22 protein-coding genes and 1 tRNA gene are annotated in these 18,905 nt (G+C 71.2%); 16 read left to right on the top strand and 7 right to left on the bottom strand.

What is annotated here, in order from left to right; translation table 11 throughout:
• Positions 1-139: 139 nt before the first annotated feature.
• Positions 140-748, bottom strand: a complete 609-nt coding sequence (locus LCD33_RS18790; RefSeq protein ID WP_224958330.1) for a lytic polysaccharide monooxygenase — start codon at positions 746-748, stop codon at positions 140-142.
• Positions 749-935: 187 nt separating this feature from the next.
• On the opposite strand from LCD33_RS18790, the gene LCD33_RS18785 reads away from it, so the two are divergent.
• Complete coding sequence (locus LCD33_RS18785) at positions 936-1,145, top strand: dodecin (RefSeq protein ID WP_224958332.1); 210 nt, start codon at positions 936-938, stop codon at positions 1,143-1,145.
• A 54-nt stretch (positions 1,146-1,199) separates the two neighbouring features.
• Here LCD33_RS18785 and LCD33_RS18780 read toward each other — a convergent pair.
• Positions 1,200-1,272, bottom strand: a tRNA-Gly gene (locus LCD33_RS18780).
• Positions 1,273-1,374: 102 nt separating this feature from the next.
• Positions 1,375-1,890 (bottom strand): PPOX class F420-dependent oxidoreductase, encoded by a 516-nt coding sequence (locus tag LCD33_RS18775; protein WP_224968868.1) that lies wholly within the window; start codon positions 1,888-1,890, stop codon positions 1,375-1,377.
• A 151-nt stretch (positions 1,891-2,041) separates the two neighbouring features.
• Here LCD33_RS18775 and LCD33_RS18770 point away from each other — a divergent pair, with 151 nt between their 5' ends.
• The 15 genes from LCD33_RS18770 to LCD33_RS18700 all read left to right on the top strand — a co-directional run bounded on the left by LCD33_RS18770 (position 2,042) and on the right by LCD33_RS18700 (position 16,171).
• On the top strand, positions 2,042-2,479 hold the full coding sequence (locus LCD33_RS18770; RefSeq protein ID WP_224958336.1) for a DUF983 domain-containing protein: 438 nt from the start codon (positions 2,042-2,044) through the stop codon (positions 2,477-2,479).
• A 31-nt stretch (positions 2,480-2,510) separates the two neighbouring features.
• Positions 2,511-3,356, top strand: a complete 846-nt coding sequence (locus LCD33_RS18765) for an Fpg/Nei family DNA glycosylase (protein WP_224958337.1) — start codon at positions 2,511-2,513, stop codon at positions 3,354-3,356.
• Positions 3,357-3,487: 131 nt separating this feature from the next.
• Positions 3,488-4,735, top strand: a complete 1,248-nt coding sequence (locus tag LCD33_RS18760) for a sensor histidine kinase (RefSeq protein ID WP_224968866.1) — start codon at positions 3,488-3,490, stop codon at positions 4,733-4,735.
• Positions 4,736-4,911: 176 nt separating this feature from the next.
• Complete coding sequence (locus tag LCD33_RS18755) at positions 4,912-5,808, top strand: S49 family peptidase (protein ID WP_224958339.1); 897 nt, start codon at positions 4,912-4,914, stop codon at positions 5,806-5,808.
• Positions 5,809-6,139: 331 nt separating this feature from the next.
• Positions 6,140-6,997: a LytTR family DNA-binding domain-containing protein gene (locus LCD33_RS18750; protein ID WP_258349521.1), complete on the top strand. Its 858-nt coding sequence runs from the start codon at positions 6,140-6,142 to the stop codon at positions 6,995-6,997.
• Positions 6,998-7,115: 118 nt separating this feature from the next.
• A complete protein-coding gene (locus LCD33_RS18745) occupies positions 7,116-7,421 on the top strand; it encodes a hypothetical protein (RefSeq protein WP_224958340.1) in 306 nt (101 codons plus the stop codon).
• Between the two features lie 12 nt (positions 7,422-7,433).
• Positions 7,434-9,218 (top strand): cation acetate symporter, encoded by a 1,785-nt coding sequence (locus tag LCD33_RS18740; RefSeq protein ID WP_224958341.1) that lies wholly within the window; start codon positions 7,434-7,436, stop codon positions 9,216-9,218.
• Between the two features lie 506 nt (positions 9,219-9,724).
• Positions 9,725-10,039, top strand: coding sequence for a DUF485 domain-containing protein (locus tag LCD33_RS18735; RefSeq protein ID WP_224958354.1), 315 nt, complete (start codon positions 9,725-9,727; stop codon positions 10,037-10,039).
• Positions 10,036-11,676, top strand: a complete 1,641-nt coding sequence (locus LCD33_RS18730) for a cation acetate symporter (RefSeq protein ID WP_374108090.1) — start codon at positions 10,036-10,038, stop codon at positions 11,674-11,676. The genes LCD33_RS18735 and LCD33_RS18730 overlap by 4 nt, the downstream gene beginning before the upstream one ends.
• 42 nt (positions 11,677-11,718) lie before the next feature.
• A complete protein-coding gene (locus LCD33_RS18725; protein WP_224958358.1) occupies positions 11,719-12,060 on the top strand; it encodes a rhodanese-like domain-containing protein in 342 nt (113 codons plus the stop codon).
• Entirely contained in the window at positions 12,057-12,983 is a 927-nt protein-coding gene (locus LCD33_RS18720; RefSeq protein WP_224978098.1) for a DUF4328 domain-containing protein, read from the top strand. The genes LCD33_RS18725 and LCD33_RS18720 overlap by 4 nt, the downstream gene beginning before the upstream one ends.
• Before the next feature lie 140 nt (positions 12,984-13,123).
• Entirely contained in the window at positions 13,124-13,942 is an 819-nt protein-coding gene (locus LCD33_RS18715) for a glycerophosphodiester phosphodiesterase family protein (protein ID WP_308011299.1), read from the top strand.
• Between the two features lie 71 nt (positions 13,943-14,013).
• Entirely contained in the window at positions 14,014-14,964 is a 951-nt protein-coding gene (locus tag LCD33_RS18710) for a DUF5926 family protein (protein WP_224978097.1), read from the top strand.
• A gap of 119 nt (positions 14,965-15,083) precedes the next feature.
• Complete coding sequence (locus tag LCD33_RS18705) at positions 15,084-15,659, top strand: SigE family RNA polymerase sigma factor (RefSeq protein WP_374108091.1); 576 nt, start codon at positions 15,084-15,086, stop codon at positions 15,657-15,659.
• A complete protein-coding gene (locus tag LCD33_RS18700) occupies positions 15,659-16,171 on the top strand; it encodes a hypothetical protein (protein ID WP_224978096.1) in 513 nt (170 codons plus the stop codon). The genes LCD33_RS18705 and LCD33_RS18700 overlap by 1 nt, the downstream gene beginning before the upstream one ends.
• A gap of 71 nt (positions 16,172-16,242) precedes the next feature.
• Here LCD33_RS18700 and LCD33_RS18695 read toward each other — a convergent pair whose 3' ends face one another.
• From LCD33_RS18695 to LCD33_RS18680, 4 genes are all read right to left on the bottom strand, one after another.
• Entirely contained in the window at positions 16,243-16,803 is a 561-nt protein-coding gene (locus LCD33_RS18695; protein WP_224958348.1) for a ferritin, read from the bottom strand.
• 119 nt (positions 16,804-16,922) lie between these two features.
• Positions 16,923-17,660, bottom strand: coding sequence for a hypothetical protein (locus LCD33_RS18690; RefSeq protein ID WP_224978095.1), 738 nt, complete (start codon positions 17,658-17,660; stop codon positions 16,923-16,925).
• 23 nt (positions 17,661-17,683) lie between these two features.
• Positions 17,684-17,875 carry a DUF397 domain-containing protein gene (locus LCD33_RS18685; RefSeq protein ID WP_224967129.1) on the bottom strand — a complete coding sequence of 64 codons (192 nt, stop codon included), beginning with the start codon at positions 17,873-17,875 and terminating at the stop codon, positions 17,684-17,686.
• 20 nt (positions 17,876-17,895) lie between these two features.
• Complete coding sequence (locus LCD33_RS18680) at positions 17,896-18,756, bottom strand: helix-turn-helix transcriptional regulator (protein ID WP_224967128.1); 861 nt, start codon at positions 18,754-18,756, stop codon at positions 17,896-17,898.
• Between the last annotated feature and the right edge of the window lie 149 nt (positions 18,757-18,905).

The following is an 18,905-nucleotide window of genomic DNA, read 5'->3' as shown; positions in this document are numbered from 1 at the left end:
AAAAAACCCCCCCCCCGCGCCGCCCGGGCCCGCGGGCGGGGTGTTGCATTCGGCGGTCGTTGTTTTGGGCCGCCCGGGGGGGGGGGGGGGGGCGCCCCCCCCCCCCCCCCCGGCACCGGGGACATTCTAGATCATCGAATCAGCCGAAGTTCACGTCCGCGCAGGAGTAGAACGCGTTCGCGGTGTCCGCGACGTCCCACACGCCGACGATGGCGTGCCTGCCGGACTTGCCTTCCGGCATCTTCCCGTCGTGGGTGTAGGTGTTCGGCGGCTGGGCGCCGCCGTAGTCCACGTCGACGAACGGGGTGGGTTCGAGCTGGTCGCGGCTGATCGGCTGGGTGGGGTCCCAACCGTCCTTCGTGACGTAGTAGCGGAACGAGCTGGTGGAGTGCGCCGCCGTGATCTTCCACTGGAACTGGAAGTCTTGACCAGCGGCGACGTCCGTGGTGGGCCACTGGCCGCCGCGCGGGTCGTCCAGCTCGGAGAACTGCTCCAGGCCCGCGGAGCAGATGCTGCCGTCCTCGGGGCCGGCTTCGGGGAAGCCCTTCGGGCCTTCGACGCTCTGCGGTTCCCACTGGATCGCGCCGCAGTCGTTCAGCGTCCCGTTCGAGCAGGCCTCCTGGCGGCTCGCGGGGCTCTGGACGAATCCGTGGCCGGTCGCGACTCCGGACGTGAAAACCGGCAACGCCAATCCGGCGATGCTGACCGCGGCGATACCGATCGTGCTTTTCACACTTTTCTTGAGCATGGGGGAGTGCTCCTTTCTGAATCGGTGTCGCAAAAAGTACGTCTCACTCTTCTGGCTTAATAGCTCCGTTCCGGGCAACATGAGGTTGGCAGACACATCGCTATTGGTCCAGACCTTGAGCCCGATTGGTCTAGCCCATGATCGCCGTCAGCTTGCGGGGTGCTGCGGCCGTGCGGACCATCCCGGCATGGCAGACAACGTCTATCGGGTCACCGAGATCGTCGGAACGTCCGAGCAGGGCGTCGATGACGCCGTGCGCAACGGGGTGCGCCGCGCCGCGCGAACGCTGCGGGAGGTGGACTGGTTCGAAGTCACCGAAGTCCGCGGCCACGTCGAGAACGGCGAGGTCGCGCACTTCCAGGTCGGGCTCAAGATCGGGTTCAAGCTGGAGGACTGACCGGACCGACCACGCACGAAAAAGGCCCCGCCGTCACCGGCGGGGCCTTCTGCGAGCGGATGACGGGACTCGAACCCGCGACCCTCACCTTGGCAAGGTGATGCGCTACCAGCTGCGCTACATCCGCATCAACGATCTCGGGAGTCCCGATCACCGGAGTGATCTTCACGCCCCTCGAAGCGCTGTTGGGAACAGTCTAACCCATCGTTCGCGAGCCGTTCCCGGGGGGTCACCGCCGGCTCGGACCGGCCCGTTCCAACTCGATCCGCAGCAGCACCCGGCGCTCCTCGGCCATCGCCCGCCGGTACGCGGACCAGTCCTCGTGCTCCCCGGCGACCCGGCGGTAGTAGTCCTCCAGCAGCGGCAACGCCGCCGGCTGCTCGACCACCTCCACCGCGCCGTCGACCTGGATCCACTCGCCGAAGAACTCGTCCGGCAGCACGCAGATCCACGCACGGGGGTCCCGCCGCAGGTTCCGCACCTTCGCACTGCCGTCCCGGGTGCTGATCAGCGCGCGCCCGCGGTCGTCGACGGCGACGAGCACGGGCACCAGCTGCGGCGTGCCGTCGGCGCGCAGCGTGCCCAGCACCGCCCGGTGGTGCTCGCGGAGGAAGGAACGCGCCCGGTCGAGATCCATCTCGTCCTCCCCGGTCGTGGTGGTGGCGCCCACCGTAGCGCCGCGGGCCCGGGTTCCGCGGTCGGCGAACCGGCCGGGGCTGGTCCCCTCGCCGTCCGTGATCGACAATGATCCGGGTGCCCCCGGGTTTCACCCTCAAGGCCGATGACGGGCGCGATACGGTATCGGCACGCTCGGTGACGGCGCGCTGCCGCCGGAACCGGGGGCACGGCTGGGACGAACGATCCGAGAACGCCCGGCGCCGGGCGAGGAGGCGACGATGAACCGGGTGGTGCGGGGATCCGACGGCAGGCTGTGGAACGTGCGTTCCAGCCTGGAGTGGTCGAACCCGATCGCGGGCGACGACTTCGAGCACGACGTGAACGGTGGCGCCGGGCCGGCGATCCTCATGTTCGGCGTGCTCGCTGTTCTTATCCTGACCTTCGTCCTGTGGACCCCGGAGGGCGTTTACATCCCGATCTGGCTGATCCTGCTGCTGATCGTCGCGGTGCTGTTCTTCCCGGTCCGCTGGTTGATGCACCGCCCGTGGACGATCATCGCGGAGACCCCGGGCGACGAGGACGAGCACCAGCCGGAGCGCTGGGTCGGCGTGCAGCGCGGCTTCTTCAACACGCGCCAGGAGACGGCGAAGATCGCCCGCCAGATCGAGCTCTACGCCGAACCCGACATGAACGGTTCCCTGCAGCCGACCGAGTGAGCCCGGCCGCGGATCTTGGCAGACTGGTGGGGTGCCTGAGCTGCCGGAAGTCGAAGCGCTGGCGCGGCACCTGCGGGACGTCGCCGCGGGGCGCGCCGTCACCCGGGTCGACGTGGCCTCGATGAGCGTGCTCAAGACCGCCGACCCGCCGCACACCGCGCTGGTCGGCCGGGTGGTGACCGGCGCGGACCGGCGCGGCAAGTACCTGGACCTGGACTGCGACGGCCTGCACCTGGTGGTGCACCTGGCGCGGGCCGGTTGGCTGCGCTGGTCCGACGCGCTCGCGCCCGCCCCGCCGAAGCCGGGCCGCGGGCCGATCGCGATGCGGGTGCACCTCGACGGACCCGGTTTCGACCTCACCGAGGCGGGCACGCAGAAGCGGCTCGCCGCGTGGATCGTGCACGACCCCGCCGAGGTGCCCGGCATCGCGAAGCTCGGTCCGGATGCCCTCGGCATCACCGAGGAGGAGTTCGCCGCGGTGCTCGCCGGGCGCTCGGAGCGGGTGAAGACGGTGCTCACCGACCAGTCGCGGCTGGCCGGCGTCGGCGGTGCCTACTCGGACGAGGTGCTGCACCGCGCGAAGCTGTCCCCGTTCGCCACCGCCGGGAAGCTGGGCGAGGACGCGGTGCGGCGGCTGCACGCCGCGCTGCGGGAGGTGCTGTCCGACGCCGTCGACCGCTCCCGGGACGCCGCGCGGCTGAAGGCGGAGAAGCGCTCCGGGCTGCGGGTGCACGGGCGGACCGGCCTGCCCTGCCCGGTGTGCGGTGACCTGGTGCGGGAGGTGTCGTTCGCGGACCGCTCGCTGCAGTACTGCCCCACCTGCCAGACCGGCGGCAAGCGGCTGGCGGACCGGCGGATGTCGCGGCTGCTGAAGTGACCGCCGGTCCGGTGCGTCCGGCGCAGCCGACAGGTCCGAACGGAGTCGGTGAGCACCGTTCACCGCTCGGATCCGGCTACCCGGCGTAGCGTTCTTGATTCCCCGCGTGCCTGGGACGAATACTGGTGGACGTGCCGGAGCTGTTGACCGAGCGGACCGTGCTGACCGCGCTCGCCGCCCTCGCCGTGCTCGGAATGTTCGTGCTGCTGTGCCGTTCGCGCCGGGTGAGCACCTCGGTGGAGGACGCGATGCTGACGGCGCTGCACCACGTGACGGGTGCCGCGCCGTTCCTGCGCGCGGGCATGACGCAGGAGTCGGCGGACAAGACCGCCCCCCACCTGCGCGAACTGCTCTCCTGCGTGGCGGTGGGCGTGGTGGACGCGGACGCGACCCTGCTGAGCTGGGACGGCGACGCGAACCAGCACTACGCGGACCTGCGCGGCAAGATCGAGGTCACGCTCCGCGACGGCAAGCGCGAGTACATCGACCACACCGACCTGCTGTGCGACCAGCGCCCCTGCCTGATGCGGTACGGGGTCGTGGTGCCGCTGGAGGTGTCCGGGGAGATCCGCGGGGCGCTGGTGATCATCAGCGGTGGAGACCGGAAGCGGCTGCTGCGCGCGGCCAGCGAGGTCGCGCACCACGTGTCCACCCACCTGGAGCTCGCCGAGCTGCAGGAGTCGAAGGAGAAGCTGGCCCGCGCGGAGGTGCGGGCGCTGCGGGCGCAGATCTCGCCGCACTTCATCTACAACGCGCTCAACACCATCTCCTCGCAGATCCGCAACGACCCGGAGCAGGCCCGCGACCTGCTGATGGAGTTCGCCGACTTCACCCGCTACTCGTTCCGCTCCACCGGCCTCTACACGACGCTGGCCGACGAGATCCGCAACATCGACCGCTACCTGATCCTGGAGCGCGCCCGGTTCGGCCCGGACCGGCTGAAGGTGCAGCTCAAGATCGCACCGGAGGTGCTGCCGGTGGTGGTGCCGTTCCTGGCGCTGCAACCGCTGGTGGAGAACGCGGTGCGGCACGGGCTGGCGACGAAGCCGGGCGGCGGCACCGTGTCGGTGGTGGCCGAGGACCGCGGCTCCGAGGCGCTGATCAGCGTCGACGACGACGGCATCGGGATGGACCCGAACCGGTTGGACGCGGAGCTGGCGAACGCGCACCTCACCGGCGCGCACGTCGGCCTCGGCAACATCAACAACCGGATGCGGGCCACGTTCGGCGACGACTACGGCCTGGTGGTGGAGACGGCGGAGAACGCGGGCATGAAGGTGATCATGCGAGTGCCGAAGTTCGCGCCCGGCGTGCTCCCGCTGCCGGTGGCCGCCTTCGACGAGCCGGCCCCGGGCGCGAGCGCCCAGCCCAGCCGCTGATCCACGCAGCCCAGCCGCTGACCCGCCCAGCCCAGCCGCTGATCCACGCAGCCCAGCCGCCGCGTCCAGCCCAGTCCCGGACCCGCGCCCGGACGGGCCGTTCACCTGGTGCGAACGGTCCCGCCGGCCGCTTCCGGAGCCCGTCGGCGGGCCCGCCGAGCCGGTAACGTCGGGGCATGAACGACAACGCACCGCAGAAGTTCACCGACGTCCTGACCGGCAAGCTCGCCTCGAAGCTGCCGCCGAAGCTGGCCGAGCGGGCCGAACGCGGACCGGTGGTGGCGGTGGTCAAGTTGCACGGCACGATCACGCCGACGCCGAGCCCGATGAACCGCGGCACCATCTCGCTGCAGACCACCGAGTCGGCGCTGAGCCGCGCGTTCGGGCACGACCGGCTGTCCGCGGTGGTGCTGTCGATCAACTCGCCGGGCGGGGCGCCGACCCAGTCGGCGCTGGTCGCGGACCGGGTCCGCCAGCTGGCGGCGGAGAAGAAGGTGCCGGTGCTGGCGTTCTGCGAGGACGTGGCCGCGTCCGGCGGGTACTGGCTGGCGTGCGCCGCCGACGAGATCTACGCGCACCGCACCTCGATGGTCGGCTCCATCGGCGTGGTGAGCGCTAGCTTCGGGCTCGACGGGCTGCTGGAGCGCATCGGCGTGCAGCGCCGGGTCTACACCGCGGGCGAGAACAAGGTGCGGCTCGACCCGTTCAGCCCGGAGAAGGACGACGACGTGCGCTGGCTGCACGGTCTGCAGACCGAGCTGCACGACCAGTTCACCGACTGGGTGCGGGAGCGGCGCGGGGGCAAGCTCGCCGACGCCGACCTGTTCACCGGCGAGGTGTGGACCGGCGCGAAGGCGAAGGAGCTCGGGCTCGTCGACGGTCTGGGCACGCTGCGCGGCATCGTCGCGGAGCGGTTCCCGAAGGCGCACATCGTGGACGTCGAACCGCGCAAGCCGCTGCTGGCCCGGCTCAGCGGCAGCGCCCCCGGCACCCGGCTGGGTCTCGGCGCCTCGGCGTCCTCCCTGGTGGAGGCGCTGGAGCAGCGCGCCCAGTGGTCCCGCTTCGGGCTGTGACCGCCCGGGGGGGCGCCCCCCCCCCCCCCCCCCCCCCCCCCCCCCCCCCCCCCCCCCCCCCCCCCGACCCCGCCGCAGTCCTGCCCGGGTGCGCACCGTACGTTGATCCGGCGGCGTGACACACCTCACTCAGCCGTGGCTCGCGGCGTGGCCTGTGTCGCTCGGCCGAGTGATGCCACGATGATCGACGCAGCGGCTGCCACGGCATCCCTCGGCAACGCCGCACGTGCGAGCCGGGCTCCGCGACGACGCCGTCGTGGCGCACCGAGCCGAGAAACCTGATCGTGGACAGTGCGCCACCCGGCGCGGCAGGATTGGCGTTACAGTGAGTATTCAACCGGACACGAGCGCGCAGGTCGGCACCACGGGACTGGTGGTGCTGGCGGTGGACGACGAGATGGCCGGGCTGGACGAGATGAAGTTCCTGCTCGGCAACAACCCGCGGGTGGGCCGGGTGCTCACCGCGTTCGACGCCGCGGAGGCGTTGCGGTTGCTGCGCAGCGACGACCAGCTGCGGTCCCGGGACGGCGAGGACTCCGTGGTGGACGCGGTGTTCGCCGACGTCTCGATGCCGGGGCTCAGCGGCATGGAACTCGCCAGGGTGCTCAACGCCTTCAAGCAGCCGCCCTCGCTGGTGTTCATCACCGGCCACGAGGAGAACGCGCTGGAGGCGTTCGAGGTGGGCGCGCTGGACTACATCATGAAACCCGCCGACGCGGACCGGGTGGACCGGGCGCTGCGCAACATCGAGCGCAGCAAGGCCGAACGCGCCGCCGGTGGCCGGGCCGACGCCACGGCCGCGGAACTCCCCGCCGCGGCCGACGAGGACGAGGTGATCCCGGTGGAACTCGCAGGCACGACGAAGATGGTCTCCCGCAAGACGGTCCGCTGGGTGGAGGCGCAGGGCGACTACGCGCGGCTGCACACCACCGACGGCGGCTCGCACCTGGTGCGGATCCCGCTGGCGCAGTTGGAGGAGCGCTGGGCGGACGCCAACTTCATCCGCATCCACCGCTCGTACCTGGTGTCGATGACGCTGGTCACCGAGCTGCGGATGTCCTCGTCCGGCTACTCGGTGCTGCTCGGCGGCGGCGAGCCGAAGGAGCTGCCGGTCAGCAGGCGCCACACCCGGGAGCTCAAGGACCGGCTGGTGCGCGCGCCGAGACAGGGCTGGGGGTCGCAGGGATGAGCGCGCCCCGCCGCCCGGCCGGTCGGGCATGACGCCGGAACAACCGGCGACCGCCGCAGGCGGCCGCCGTCCCCGCAGGCAGCGCGTCGTTCTCTCCGATCGCCGCCGCAGCAGGCCGGTGGCCCGTACGATCATGGAGCTGGAGGAGCAGACCAGCGTCGGCGAAGTGCTGGTCAGTTACCTGGTGCGCGCCCAGCTGCGGAGCGCACTGCTGATGACGGGTCTGCTCGGGGCCGGGCTGTTCGGCCTGCCGCTGCTGTTCCACGTGCTGCCGTCGCTGGGAGACATGGTGATCGCCGGAATCCGGTTGCCCTGGTTGGTCCTCGGGGTGCTGCCCTACCCGTTCATGGTGCTGCTCGGCTTCTGGTACTCGCGGGCAGCGGCTCGGCACGAGCGCGATTTCCTGCACATGATCGAGCGGTAGCGGGGCTCGGCGGTGCCGGAGATCTCCGTGTTCTGGGCGTTGGGCGGTATCGCCGTCGTGGTGACGGCGACCTTCGCCATCGGCGTGTGGGGGTCGAGCCACGCCCGGACCACCTCGGACCTGCACCGCGCGCGGCGCCTGGTGCGGGAGGAACGCAACGCGGCCGCGATCTCCGGCGAGTACCTGTCCGCGGCGTCGTTCCTCGGCGTGGCCGGGCTGGTGCTCAAGGACGGGTCGCAGGCGCTCTGGTACCCGATCGGGTTCGCCTCCGGCTACCTGGCGGTGATGTTGTTCGTGGCGGCGCCGCTGCGCCGGTCCGGGGCCTACACGGTGCCGGACTTCGCGGTGGTGCGGCTGGATTCGCCCTGGCTGCGCTGGTTGACCACGGCGTTCGTGGTGCTGATCGGCTGGCTGTACCTGGTGCCGCAGTTCCAGGCGGCCGGGTTGACGTTCGCGGTGCTCACCGAGCTGCCCGCCTGGGTGGGCGCGGTGGCGCTGCTGCCGGTGGTGCTGGCGAGCGTGTTCAGCGGCGGCATGCGCGCGGTGACCCTGGTGCAGGCGTTCCAGTACTGGCTGAAGCTGTTCGCGATCACGGCGCCGGCGTTCGTGCTGTTCGGGGTGTTCCTGCTGGGCGGTTCGGCGGACCGGTTGAACGAGCCGGGACCGGTGTTCGAGACCCGGACCGCGGTGGAGGTCGAGACGCCGGTGACCTTGCGGGTCGTCGAGCCGACCTGGGTGCTGGTGGACGCGCCGCGGGAGTCGCCGGGCGGCCCGTTGCAGCCGAACGGGCAGGCGAACACCTGGGTCCCGCCGGGGGAGTACGCGGTCGACGCGGGCAGCACCCTCTCGTTCGAGGCGGGCGCGGCGGTTCCGGTGGTGTCCGAGGCGGAACCGGACAACGGCTCGTGGCTGCACCCGTCCGGCTCCGGTTCGGCTTCGCTGGTGGGCACGTACTCGCTGCTGGTGGCGACGTTCCTGGGCACGATGGGCCTGCCGCACGTGCTGGTGCGCTTCTACACGAATCCGAGCGGGCACGGTGCGCGGCGCACGGCGCTGTTCGTGCTGGTCCTGCTGGGCACCTTCTACCTGTTCCCGACGGTGCTGGGGCTGCTGTCCCGGTTGTTCGTGCCGAAGCTGCTGGTCACCGGGCAGACGGACGCCGCGGTGCTGCTGCTGCCGAACGCGATGCTGAGCAGCTGGCCGGGCGGGGTCCTGACGTCGTTGACGGCGGCCGGCGCGTTCGCGGCGTTCGTGTCGACCTCGTCCGGGCTGGTGGTGAGCCTGTCCGGGGTGGTGTCGTCGAACTTCCAGCGGGTGCGGGGCTGGCACATGCCGCTGCTGCTGCTCGCCTCGGCGGCGGTGCCGATGGTGCTGGCGCTGCTGGTGGCGGAGCAGGACTTGGCGCGCAGCATCGGGTTGGCGTTCGCGATGGCGGCGTCGACGTTCTGCCCGCTGCTGGTGCTGGGGGTGTGGTGGCGCGGGCTGACGGCGTTCGGCGCGGCGGCCGGTCTGGTGGCGGGCGGCGCGCTGGTGCTGGCGGCGCTGGTGGTGGGAGCGCTGCGTCCGGGCGGCGAAGGGGTGCTGGCGGAGCTGGTGCAACAGCCGGCCCTGGTGAGCGTCCCGGTGGCGTTCCTGGTGATGGTGCTGGTCAGCGCGGGCACCAAGCGGCAGCTTCCGGAGGGCGTGTCCCGGGTGATGCTGCGCATGCACGCGCCGGACCGGCTGGGTTTTCAGGACGATCGGCGGGTGCGCAAGCCCGTGCCGAGCAAGGATTCCGGCGGTCGGCACCGGCGTTAGCCCGATCGGATCAGCTCGTTCGGCGGTGCGGTGCGTCGGCGGCGGGCGCCCGGCGACCGGTGGTGGTGCCCCCGGTCCGGTGATCAGCGCGAATGTGGTCTCGGGACCGGGCTCCCCGGTGTTCACCGCGTGCGATGGGCGGCCGGTGCGCGCCGCTCCGCGCCGTCGCGTCCGGTTCGTCCGGGTGGCCGGTCGGGCGTCTCGCTGACCTGCCGAGTCTCGCATTGGGCCGTACGGGTAGTTGGCGTGACAGGGGTCACTCCACGTGTCATAATCAGGGATTTGTCGGCGCTTCGGTCACCCAGCGGATTGATATCAATCCACGTTCGGGGTCTTTCCAGATTCGGACGAACTACGTAGCGTTCGCGCGTCGACAGGAGATAGAGGTCACACGTCGCCGGCGGGCGCGACCTCTCCTACCCAGGAGGACAACCGTGAGCTCCACGGGCCAGAGCGACCCCAGCCCCGGCAGCGACCCCAGCGCCAGCGGCGACCCAGGTCCCGCCATCGACGCCGAGACCTGGGCGGCCGCGCAGAACAGCCCCGAATTCGCCACGCTCCGGCAACGGCTGCGCACATTCGTCTTCCCGGTATCGGCGATCTTCCTCGTCTGGTACCTGGTCTACGTCCTGCTCGCCGACTACGCGCACGGGTTCATGAGCATCAAGCTCATCGGCAACATCAACGTGGGCCTGGTGCTCGGGCTGCTGCAGTTCGTCTCCACCTTCCTCATCACGACGCTCTACGTCCGGTACGCCAACAAGAACCTGGACCCGGTCGCCGAGCAGATCCGCGAACGCGTCGAAGGAGAGCAGCGGTGACCACACTCCAGGCCGCCCACCCGTTCCTCGCGCAGCAGACCGACACCGCGTCCAACCGGTGGCTCAACATCGGCATCTTCGGGCTGTTCGTGCTGGTCACGTTGGTCATCGTGTTCCGCGCCAGCCGCAACACGCGCACCGCCTCGGACTACTACGCGGCGGGCCGGGCGTTCAGCGGGCCGCAGAACGGCATCGCGATCTCCGGTGACTACCTGTCGGCGGCGTCGTTCCTCGGCATCGCCGGGGCCATCGCCGTGTACGGCTACGACGGGTTCCTCTACTCGATCGGCTTCCTCGTCGCCTGGCTGGTGGCGCTGCTGCTGGTCGCGGAGCTGCTGCGCAACACCGGCCGCTACACGATGGCCGACGTGCTCAGCTTCCGGATGCGGGAGCGCCCGGTGCGCACCGCCGCCTCGCTGTCCACGCTGGCGGTCTCGTTCTTCTACCTGCTCGCCCAGATGGCCGGCGCCGGCGGGCTCATCGCGCTGCTGCTCGGCATCGAGAGCAAGGGCCAGCAGGCCATCGTGATCGCCGTCGTCGGCGCGCTGATGATCCTGTACGTGCTGGTCGGTGGCATGAAGGGCACCACCTGGGTGCAGATCATCAAGGCCGCGCTGCTCATCGCGGGCGCGTTCGTGATGACCCTCTGGGTGCTCGGCCACTACGGGTTCAACCTGTCCGGGCTGCTCGGGGCCGCCGTGGAGCGGGCCGGTGCCGGTGGTGAGGAGCTGCTCAACCCGGGCGCGCAGTACGGGGCCAGCAGCACCAGCAGGCTCGACTTCGTCTCGCTGGGCATCGCGCTGGTGCTCGGCACCGCAGGGTTGCCGCACGTGCTGATGCGCTTCTACACGGTGCCCACCGCGAAGGAAGCCCGCCGCTCCGTGGTGTGGGCGATCTGGCTGATCGGGCTGTTCTACCTGTTCACGCTGGTGCTCGGCTACGGCGCCGGGGCCATGGTCGGGCCCGAGGCGATCAAGGACGCGCCGGGCGGCGTGAACTCGGCGGCACCGCTGCTGGCGCTGCAGCTGGGCGGCCCGCTGCTGCTCGGGTTCATCTCCGCGGTCGCGTTCGCGACCATCCTCGCCGTCGTCGCCGGCCTCACGATCACCGCTTCGGCATCGTTCGCGCACGACATCTACGCGAACGTGCTCAAGAAGGGGAAGGTCGACGACAAGAACCAGGAGGTGAAGGTCGCGCGGATCACCGCGGTGGTGATCGGCATCGTCTCGATCCTCGGCGGCATCGCGGCGAACGGGCAGAACGTGGCGTTCCTGGTGGCGCTGGCGTTCGCGGTCGCGGCCTCGGCGAACCTGCCGACGCTGCTGTACTCGCTGTTCTGGAAGCGGTTCAACACCACCGGGGCGCTGTGGAGCATCTACGGCGGGCTCGCGGTGACCATCGTGCTGATCGTGTTCTCGCCCGCGGTGAGCGGCAACGAGGAGGCGATGTTCCCGGCGCTGGACTTCGCGTGGTTCCCGCTGAAGAACCCCGGGCTGATCTCGATCCCGGTGTCCTTCCTGCTCGGCTACCTCGGGACCGTCCTGAGCAAGGAGCCGCACAACGCGGCGAAGTACGCGGAGATGGAGGTCCGCTCGCTCACCGGGGCGGGCGCCGAGAAGTCCACCCCGCAGCACTGATCGCCTGGGCGGCGTGGCAGCATCGGGTCCGTGACTACCCCGATGCAAGTACCCGGCGTGCCGCCGGAGGAGCTGCCCGCCGAGCTGCCGGACGCGAAGTCGGTGCTGCTGGACGTGCGGGAGAACGACGAGTGGGCCGCGGGCCACGCCCCGGGCGCGCTGCACATCCCGATGAACGAGGTGCCGCAGCGCCTCGACGAGATCCCCGAGGCCGACCAGGTCTACGTGGTGTGCCGCTCCGGCGGCCGGTCCGCGCGGGTCACGGCCTACCTGAACGCGAACGGCTGGGACGCGGTGAACGTGGAGCGCGGCATGAACGGCTGGTCGGCGATCGGCCGCCCGGTGGTGTCGGACGAGCCCGGCGCCGACCCGATCGTGCTGTGACGACGCCGCCGGACCGCCCGGCCGGATCGGGCCTGCGGGTGGAGTGGGTGGCCACTCCGCCCGGTGGCCTGCGGCCGCGGCGCCGCGCGCGCCCACCGGCCCGCTATTCGGGCCCGCCGTCCTACCCGGGCGTCCCCCGCTGGGGTTTTCCGCTGCTGGGCTGGCGGTGGCCGTTGGCGTTGCCGACGCGCCCGCAGGTCGACCCGGTGCAGCGGGTGACGTGGCTGTCGGCGATGTCGTGGTCTGCGTTGTGGCTGATGGCGGCGGTGTCCGGCGTGGCGGCGGTGGCCGAGGCCTGGCGGTACGGCCTGCTGCTGATGAGCCGCGGTTCGGCGTTGTCGAAGGTGGCGCTGGACCTGTCGGACACGCTGGTGGTGACGTCGGGCGTGCTGAGCTGGCTGCTCGGCGCGACCAGCGGGGTGTTCGCGGTGCTGTGGCTGGTGTGGGCGCGGCGCGCGTCGGCGCGGCAGCTGGAGGTGGTGCCGCGCCGCCCGGAGTGGCAGGTCGTCGCGGGCGTCCTGGTACCGGGCTGGAACCTGGTGGCGCCGGGCACGGCGCTGGCGGAGCTGGAGCACGGGGTGCTGGTGGCGGCCGGTGCGCGTCGTGCGGCGGAGCGTCCGCGGCCGTCGCGGCTGGTCGGGTGGTGGTGGGGTTCGTGGGCGTTGAGCCTGCTGCTGGGCTGGGCCGCGCTGCTGTGGGGCTTCCGGGACGGCGTGCAGGCGATGGCGGACGGCGTGGTGCTGCACTTCTGGGCGGACGTGGCGGCGGCCGCGTGCGCGGTGCTGGCGATGCGGGTGATCACGTACGTGACGAACCTGCTGGTGCCGTCGGACCCGACGCTGCTGGCGCGCCCGCGCGTCGTCGGCGTCCGCGGTGCCCCGGAACCGCCGCGCGCGGCTCGGCCGGCGGACGCCCCCCGCTGATCTGACCGCAGGCGAACGACCCACCAGAAGCCCCACCAGGTGAGTGGCCCACTCGTCCAGCCGTACCGGGTGGATGGCCCGTTCACCTGGCGGGCCTCCGGCGTGGTGGGCTCGGGCGGGCGGTCGGGATAATGCCCGGCATGGGTTCCCCGCAGGTCGTCGCGCACCGCGGTGCGTCGGCGGAACGCGCCGAGCACACCCTCGGCGCCTACCAGGTGGCCCTGGACCAGGGGGCCGACGCGCTGGAGTGCGATGTCCGGGTCACGCGGGACGGACACCTGGTGTGCGTGCACGACCGCCGGGTGGACCGCACCTCCTCGGGCCGCGGCGTGGTGAGCGAGTTGACGTTGCCCGCGATGTCCCGCTTCGACTTCGCGCACTGGCACCACGAGCTGCCGGAGTCGGCGGACGAGCTGGTGTTCGAGCCGCGGGCGAGCGCGGCGGTGGGCGCCGCGCAGCGCCGCATCCTGACCTTCGACGACCTGCTGGGCCTGGTGCGCGCGCAGCGCAGGCGGATCCGGTTGTTCGCGGAGACGAAGCACCCGGTGCGCTACGCGGGCCTGGTGGAGGCGAAGTTGACGGCGGCGTTGGCCCGGCACGGCGTGTCGGCGCCCGCGCACAAGGACGAGTCGCCGGTGGTGATGATGTCGTTCTCGTCGGCGGCGGTGCGCCGGTTCCGGGCGGACGCGCCGGGCGTGCCGACGGTGCTGCTGTTCGACCGGGCGTCGCGCGCGGCGCGGGCGGGGGAGCTGCCGCGCTGGGCCGACCTGGCGGGCCCGAGCATCCGGTTGCTGCGCCGGGACCCGGAGCTGGCGGGCCGGTGGGCGGCGCGGGGCCGGGACACCTACTGCTGGACGGTGGACGACCCGGCGGACGTGGAGCTGTGCCGCCGCGCGGGGGTGCGGTTCGTGGCGACGAACCGGCCGGGTGCGACGCGGCTGCGGTTGTCGGGCGGCTGACCCGGGACGTCGGTCGCGGTGGCGGCTCGATAGCGTCGGTGGGTCTTGTCACAGCTGCGAGGAGGCTTCGAGTGTCGAAGCGTACGGCCACCCCGTCCCAGCGAGCTGAGGGCGCCGTCGGCCCGAGGCAGCCTTGCCCGTGCGGGTCGGGGAAGCGCTACAAGGCGTGCCACGGCAAGGCGGGCGGCGCCACCGATGTGATCGTGACCAGGCCTTTCGAGGGACTCGCCGCGGAGGGTGATCTGGTCGCGCTGCGCGAGTTCGTGCCGTCGGCGACGGCACGGCTGCCGCTGCTGTCCGGCCCGGAGGTGACGGTCGCGTCGGTGCTGCCGATGGCGGCGGCCGCGGTGCGCCGCACGGACGGGCAGGCGTTCATCGGCCTCCAGGTGCAGACCCGTTCGGGTGATTTGAGCCGGGACCTGGCCCGCGCGATCGAGTGGGTGCAGCAGGCGGAGCCGGGCCAGTCGCTGCCGGTGGTGGGCCCGGAGCCGGCGCAGGCGGAGGTCCGGACGCGCCTGCAGGACCTGCTCGACCCGGCTGCGGAGCTGGACGTCCAGCTGCACGAGGACTTCGCGTGGTGGCTGCCGGAGGGCACCGAGGCGACCGGCGAGGTCGCGCTGTCCTTGGAGCGGGCGAACGCGGCGATCATGCCCACGGAGCGGTTGACCGCGGAGGGCGCGCGCTCGGCGTACTGGGTGGACCCGGGCGAGAAGGCGCACCTGCGCTGGGTGCGCCCGGAGCCGGAGGAGAAGTTGCTGGCCGCGCTGGCCCGCCTGTCGGCGCGCGGTGAGCTGGCGCTGGACGAGGACAGCCGGTTCGCGGGTTCGTTCCGCGCGCACGGCGTGCTGGTGCCGGTGTGGGACCTGGACCGGGACAAGCACCCGCGGGAGTGGAACGAGCCGGCCGCGGCGCTGGGCCGCCGGTTGGCGGAAGCGCTGGAGTCCCTGGAGGACTCGCCGCTGGACGCGACCGAGCGCCGGTCCCGCGACGGGCTGCGCGGCCGCCAGGTCACCTTGCGCTGACGCGGTTCCCCGGCCGGGAGCGCGCTGGGCCGTTCGAGTGAATAGGCCTCGTTCCGGCAACCGCGCGCCCCGGCCTCGCGTGTCCTCTCCGCAGCGAAAGCCCGGGGAGGGGAGGCGGCGTGACCGCTCACATGCCTGCCGTGCGCGCCTCGTCGGAGGCCTCGGTGGGCTGGTCGCGCCCGGCACTGCAAGGGGATATGGCGACGGAGGACGATTTCGCGGAGTTCGTGCGCGTCGCCCTGCCGGGCTTGATGCGCTACGGCCACGCGTTGACGGGGAACCCGCACGACGCGGCCGATCTGGTGCAGACGGTGCTGGAGAAGGTCGGCGCGCGCTGGGCGAGGATCCGGCAGCAGTGCGAGGAGCCGCGCGCGTACGTGCGCAAGGCGATGGCGAACGCGCACGTGAGCCGGTGGCGGCGGATCCGCCGGGAGACGTTGCTGGCCGAGTTCCCGGACGTGCCCGCGGTGGAGTCGCCGGATCGGTTGGAGAACGAGCCGCTGTGGCAGGCGCTGCGCGGGTTGCCGCCGCGGCAGCGCGCCGTGGTGGTGCTGCGCTACTACGAGGGCTTGTCGGAGGCGGAGATCGCCGAGACCCTCGGCGTCAGCGCGGGCACGGTGAAGAGCCAGGCCAGCAAGGCGTTGGCCACGTTGCGCCGCAGGCTCGGTCCGGTGTTCGAGGGCGGTGGGATGTGATGGGCGACCTCGACGACGAGCTGCGCCGGATGTTCGCGGACGACCGGCTGGAGGTGCCGGTCCGCACGGGCGCCGAGTGGTCGCTGGTGGCGGGCGCGCGCCGGCGGCGCAAGCGGCAGACGACGCTGGCCGCGGTGGGCGGGGTGCTGGCGATGGGGGTGCTGTTCGGCGGGGGAGCGGTGCTGGTGGCGCGGCCGGATCCGGGGCCGGTGCGCCCGGTGGTGGCGCCGGTGGTGAGCACGTCGTCGACCTCGCCGGTGCAGCCCCCGATCCCGCTGCCGACGTCCCCGCCGGTGCCCGCGGATCCGGCGCCGGGCGGCGGCTGGGTGCCGCGCTGGTCGCCGCCGGAGCGGGGCGATCCGGCGGAGGACGCCGAGGACGAGCGGTTGTCGATCCTGCGGGAGGTCACCTCGGAACCGGAGTCCACGTCCGCGGAGCCGTCCGAACCGTCCGAGCCGCAACCGACGTCGGAACCGACGGAGCCGTCCACCGAACCGTCCGACCCGGGCTGACCCGGAACGCGCGACGGCCCCCGGCTCGGGTGAGCAGGGGGCCGTCGGCCGCTGTGGTGGGTGCGGTCAGCTCAGAGCGCTCCGCCCGCGGCGGGCGGCGCGGTGGGGTCGGCGCCCTCGTCGCCGACGGTCTCGCGGGCGAGGAAGTTCTCCACGTCGAACAGGTTGCCGCCGGAGCGGTCGACGACGGCCAGCAGCGTGGACATCTGCGAGACCTCCTCGACCTGCTCCTTGAGGAACCACTGGAGGAACTGCTCGCCGAGGTAGTCGCCTTCGTCGCGGGCGGCCTTGGCCAGCGTCACGATCTCCTGGGTGACCTCGCGCTCCTGCTCCAGGGCGAGGGCGACGAGCTCCCGGGTCTCGGTGAAGTCGTTGCGGACCTCTTCGATGGACGGGATGGCGACCTTGATGTCGTTGTCCATCAGGTACTGCACGATCATCATGGCGTGGTTGCGCTCTTCGATCGACTGGCGGTAGAAGTGCGCGGCCAGCCGGGGCAGGTCTTCGTTGTCGAACCACACCGCGACCGCGAGGTACTGCTGCGAGGCGGTGAGCTCGTTGCGCACCTGGTCCTGCAGCAGCTGGTGGAATCGGGATTCGCGGGGCTGGATCTTCTTTGCGGTGGTGGGCATGGCATGAAGAATACGCTCCAATTGACACCTCGCAATTCGTCAGGTAACCCTTGGAAATGTTCGCCGAACCTTGGTTAAGTTTACTTTGCCTTATTTCGGCAAGGCAATCCTAAGTGGATTCAGCCGGGTCTGGAGTAGGTGCGCTCGGCGCTCTCGCGCGGGTCGGTGGCGCGCAGTCGGGAGATGATCTCCGCCGCGCCCGCGGCGCCGTCGTATCTCGTCGAGTACTCGGCTGAACCGTCCGTAACCAGCACGGATACCTGGCCGGCGCGTTCGTGTGGCTTTGCCCACCGCAGGGCGCAGTCCCACTGCCCGAGGATCGCGGGATCGCCGTCGAGCGCCGTGGCCACTTCCCGCGCGGTGCGCCGCAGTTCGGTCTCCCACGTGCGGTCGGCGTGGAGGCGCACGATTTCCGCGATGTACTGCCGGGTGCGGAACCGCAGTTCTCGCGGAGGCTCGGCATCGCCGAGGCAGTGCAGCGTGAAATCGGTCCACACCACGTGGTCGTAATCATTGTTGAACCGGTCGTGCTCGATCCGCGCACTGGCGAATCCGCACCCTTCAACGCCGCAGTCGCAGCGCCACAGCAGCGTCGTCGGCGGCGGATGCGGCCATTCGGTCGGCAGCAGGGGGCCGTGCCGCCCGAGCAGGTCGTCCGGATCCCGCCCGATCCCCTTCACCGGCACCACGTCGCCGAACAGGTCCCGCCCGTCCACCACCGGCACGAGCACCTGCGCGTCGCTCCTGCCCACCTGGACCTGCTCCACCCGAAGCCCGAACTCGCTGTACGCCGGTTCCTCCCGATGCGCGATGCCGAATCCCATGCCTCCACCCTGGCAGCGCGGGGCGGTGCGCACGCCGGATCGCTCGATCCGGTCGCTCACAGGGAGGTGAGGAACGCCGTCCACTGGGATCGGGTGAAGCCGAGCGTGCCGCCGGTGCGGTCCTTGGTGTCGCGCACCGCGACCGCTCGCTCGGCCACGGCGACCTCGACGCAGTACGAGTTGCTGCTGCTTCGGCTCGACTTTCGCCAGCGTGCTTCGCGCAGGGCTGCAACGTGGGCCGGATTCATGTTTTTACTGTAACCGCAAGCTAGAGGCTCCTGGCGGTCTCTTTGATCAACGTGATCGAGTCTTCTCGGCTCAGGCTGAGGTTCGCTGCTTCGTGGAACGCCAGGTCGTATTCCCGTGCGGTCAATCCGTCCATGACCAGCTGGGTGGATGTGACGGATTCCTGCCACAGCAAGGTCGGGAGCCGCGCGCTGGGGAAGGTCATCAGGTGGAACGTCGAGGCGCCGAGCGCGGGATGTCCACCGGCTTCGAACGGGATGATGTGCATTTGTACGGATTCTGAATCCGCCTCGGCGATGTCGACCAAGTGCTCCAGTTGCTCTCGCAGCACCTCCGTCCCACCGACCCGTTGATGGAGGACCGCCTCGCTCATGAGCACGGTGAGCTTCAGCGGGTCGTCACCGCGAAGGCGAGAGCCTCGAAGCATGCGGCTCGTGACGCGGCGCTCCACCTCGGCCATGCGGAGGTTCGCCTGGCCAGCCTCAATGATCGCTCGTGCGTACGCCTCGGTCTGGAGCATGCCGTGGACGACGCCGCTCTCGTGGGAGCAGATGCTCTCCGCACCGTGCTCGAAGCCGAAGAAGCGGAGGAGATCTTCGCTGAACAGGGCCGAGTACTTGGTCCACCAGCCGCGGCCGGTGGCATCTTCGCGCAGCGCTCGGAGTTCTTCGGCTTCGTCCGCGTTGAAGTCGTACACCTCGATCATCTTGTTCAGGCGTTCCGCCGCGACGGTCTTCTTGCCGTGCTCCACATCGGACAGGTAAGCGGCGGCGGTGCCGATGCGTTCGGCCGCTTTCGCGCCGCTCAGGCCGGATTCGGTCCGCTTCTCGCGCAGGCGCAGCCCCAGTGCCCATGCGGCGACGGTCGGGGAGGTCGGTGCCATGTCGGTGCTCCCAGTCGAATGCGCAGGTCGGAGATCAAGTCGACACACGATCGACTTACATCACTAGGTAATTACCTGGCGGTGCAATACGGTCATGTTCAGACGGTGACGATAGACCACTCCGAGTCACCGTCGGCGGCGGCCCTGGA

Origin of the sequence: Saccharopolyspora sp. 7B, from assembly GCF_020177435.1 — a bacterium.
Taxonomy (GTDB): domain Bacteria; phylum Actinomycetota; class Actinomycetes; order Mycobacteriales; family Pseudonocardiaceae; genus Saccharopolyspora_C; species Saccharopolyspora_C gregorii.
Note: the sequence above shows the minus strand (reverse complement) of the source record. Positions and strands in the feature narration are given on the sequence as shown.

Excerpts from the sequence above, each read along its gene's own strand:
- LCD33_RS18790 (WP_224958330.1), bottom strand. The coding sequence starts at position 748 with ATGCTCAAGAAAAGTGTGAAAAGCACGATCGGTATCGCCGCGGTCAGC.
- LCD33_RS18785 (WP_224958332.1), top strand. The coding sequence starts at position 936 with ATGGCAGACAACGTCTATCGGGTCACCGAGATCGTCGGAACGTCCGAG.
- LCD33_RS18770 (WP_224958336.1), top strand. The coding sequence starts at position 2,042 with ATGAACCGGGTGGTGCGGGGATCCGACGGCAGGCTGTGGAACGTGCGT.
- LCD33_RS18755 (WP_224958339.1), top strand. The coding sequence starts at position 4,912 with ATGAACGACAACGCACCGCAGAAGTTCACCGACGTCCTGACCGGCAAG.
- LCD33_RS18725 (WP_224958358.1), top strand. The coding sequence starts at position 11,719 with ATGCAAGTACCCGGCGTGCCGCCGGAGGAGCTGCCCGCCGAGCTGCCG.
- LCD33_RS18715 (WP_308011299.1), top strand. The coding sequence starts at position 13,124 with ATGGGTTCCCCGCAGGTCGTCGCGCACCGCGGTGCGTCGGCGGAACGC.
- LCD33_RS18700 (WP_224978096.1), top strand. The coding sequence starts at position 15,659 with ATGGGCGACCTCGACGACGAGCTGCGCCGGATGTTCGCGGACGACCGG.
- LCD33_RS18695 (WP_224958348.1), bottom strand. The coding sequence starts at position 16,803 with ATGCCCACCACCGCAAAGAAGATCCAGCCCCGCGAATCCCGATTCCAC.
- LCD33_RS18685 (WP_224967129.1), bottom strand. The coding sequence starts at position 17,875 with ATGAATCCGGCCCACGTTGCAGCCCTGCGCGAAGCACGCTGGCGAAAG.
- LCD33_RS18680 (WP_224967128.1), bottom strand. The coding sequence starts at position 18,756 with ATGGCACCGACCTCCCCGACCGTCGCCGCATGGGCACTGGGGCTGCGC.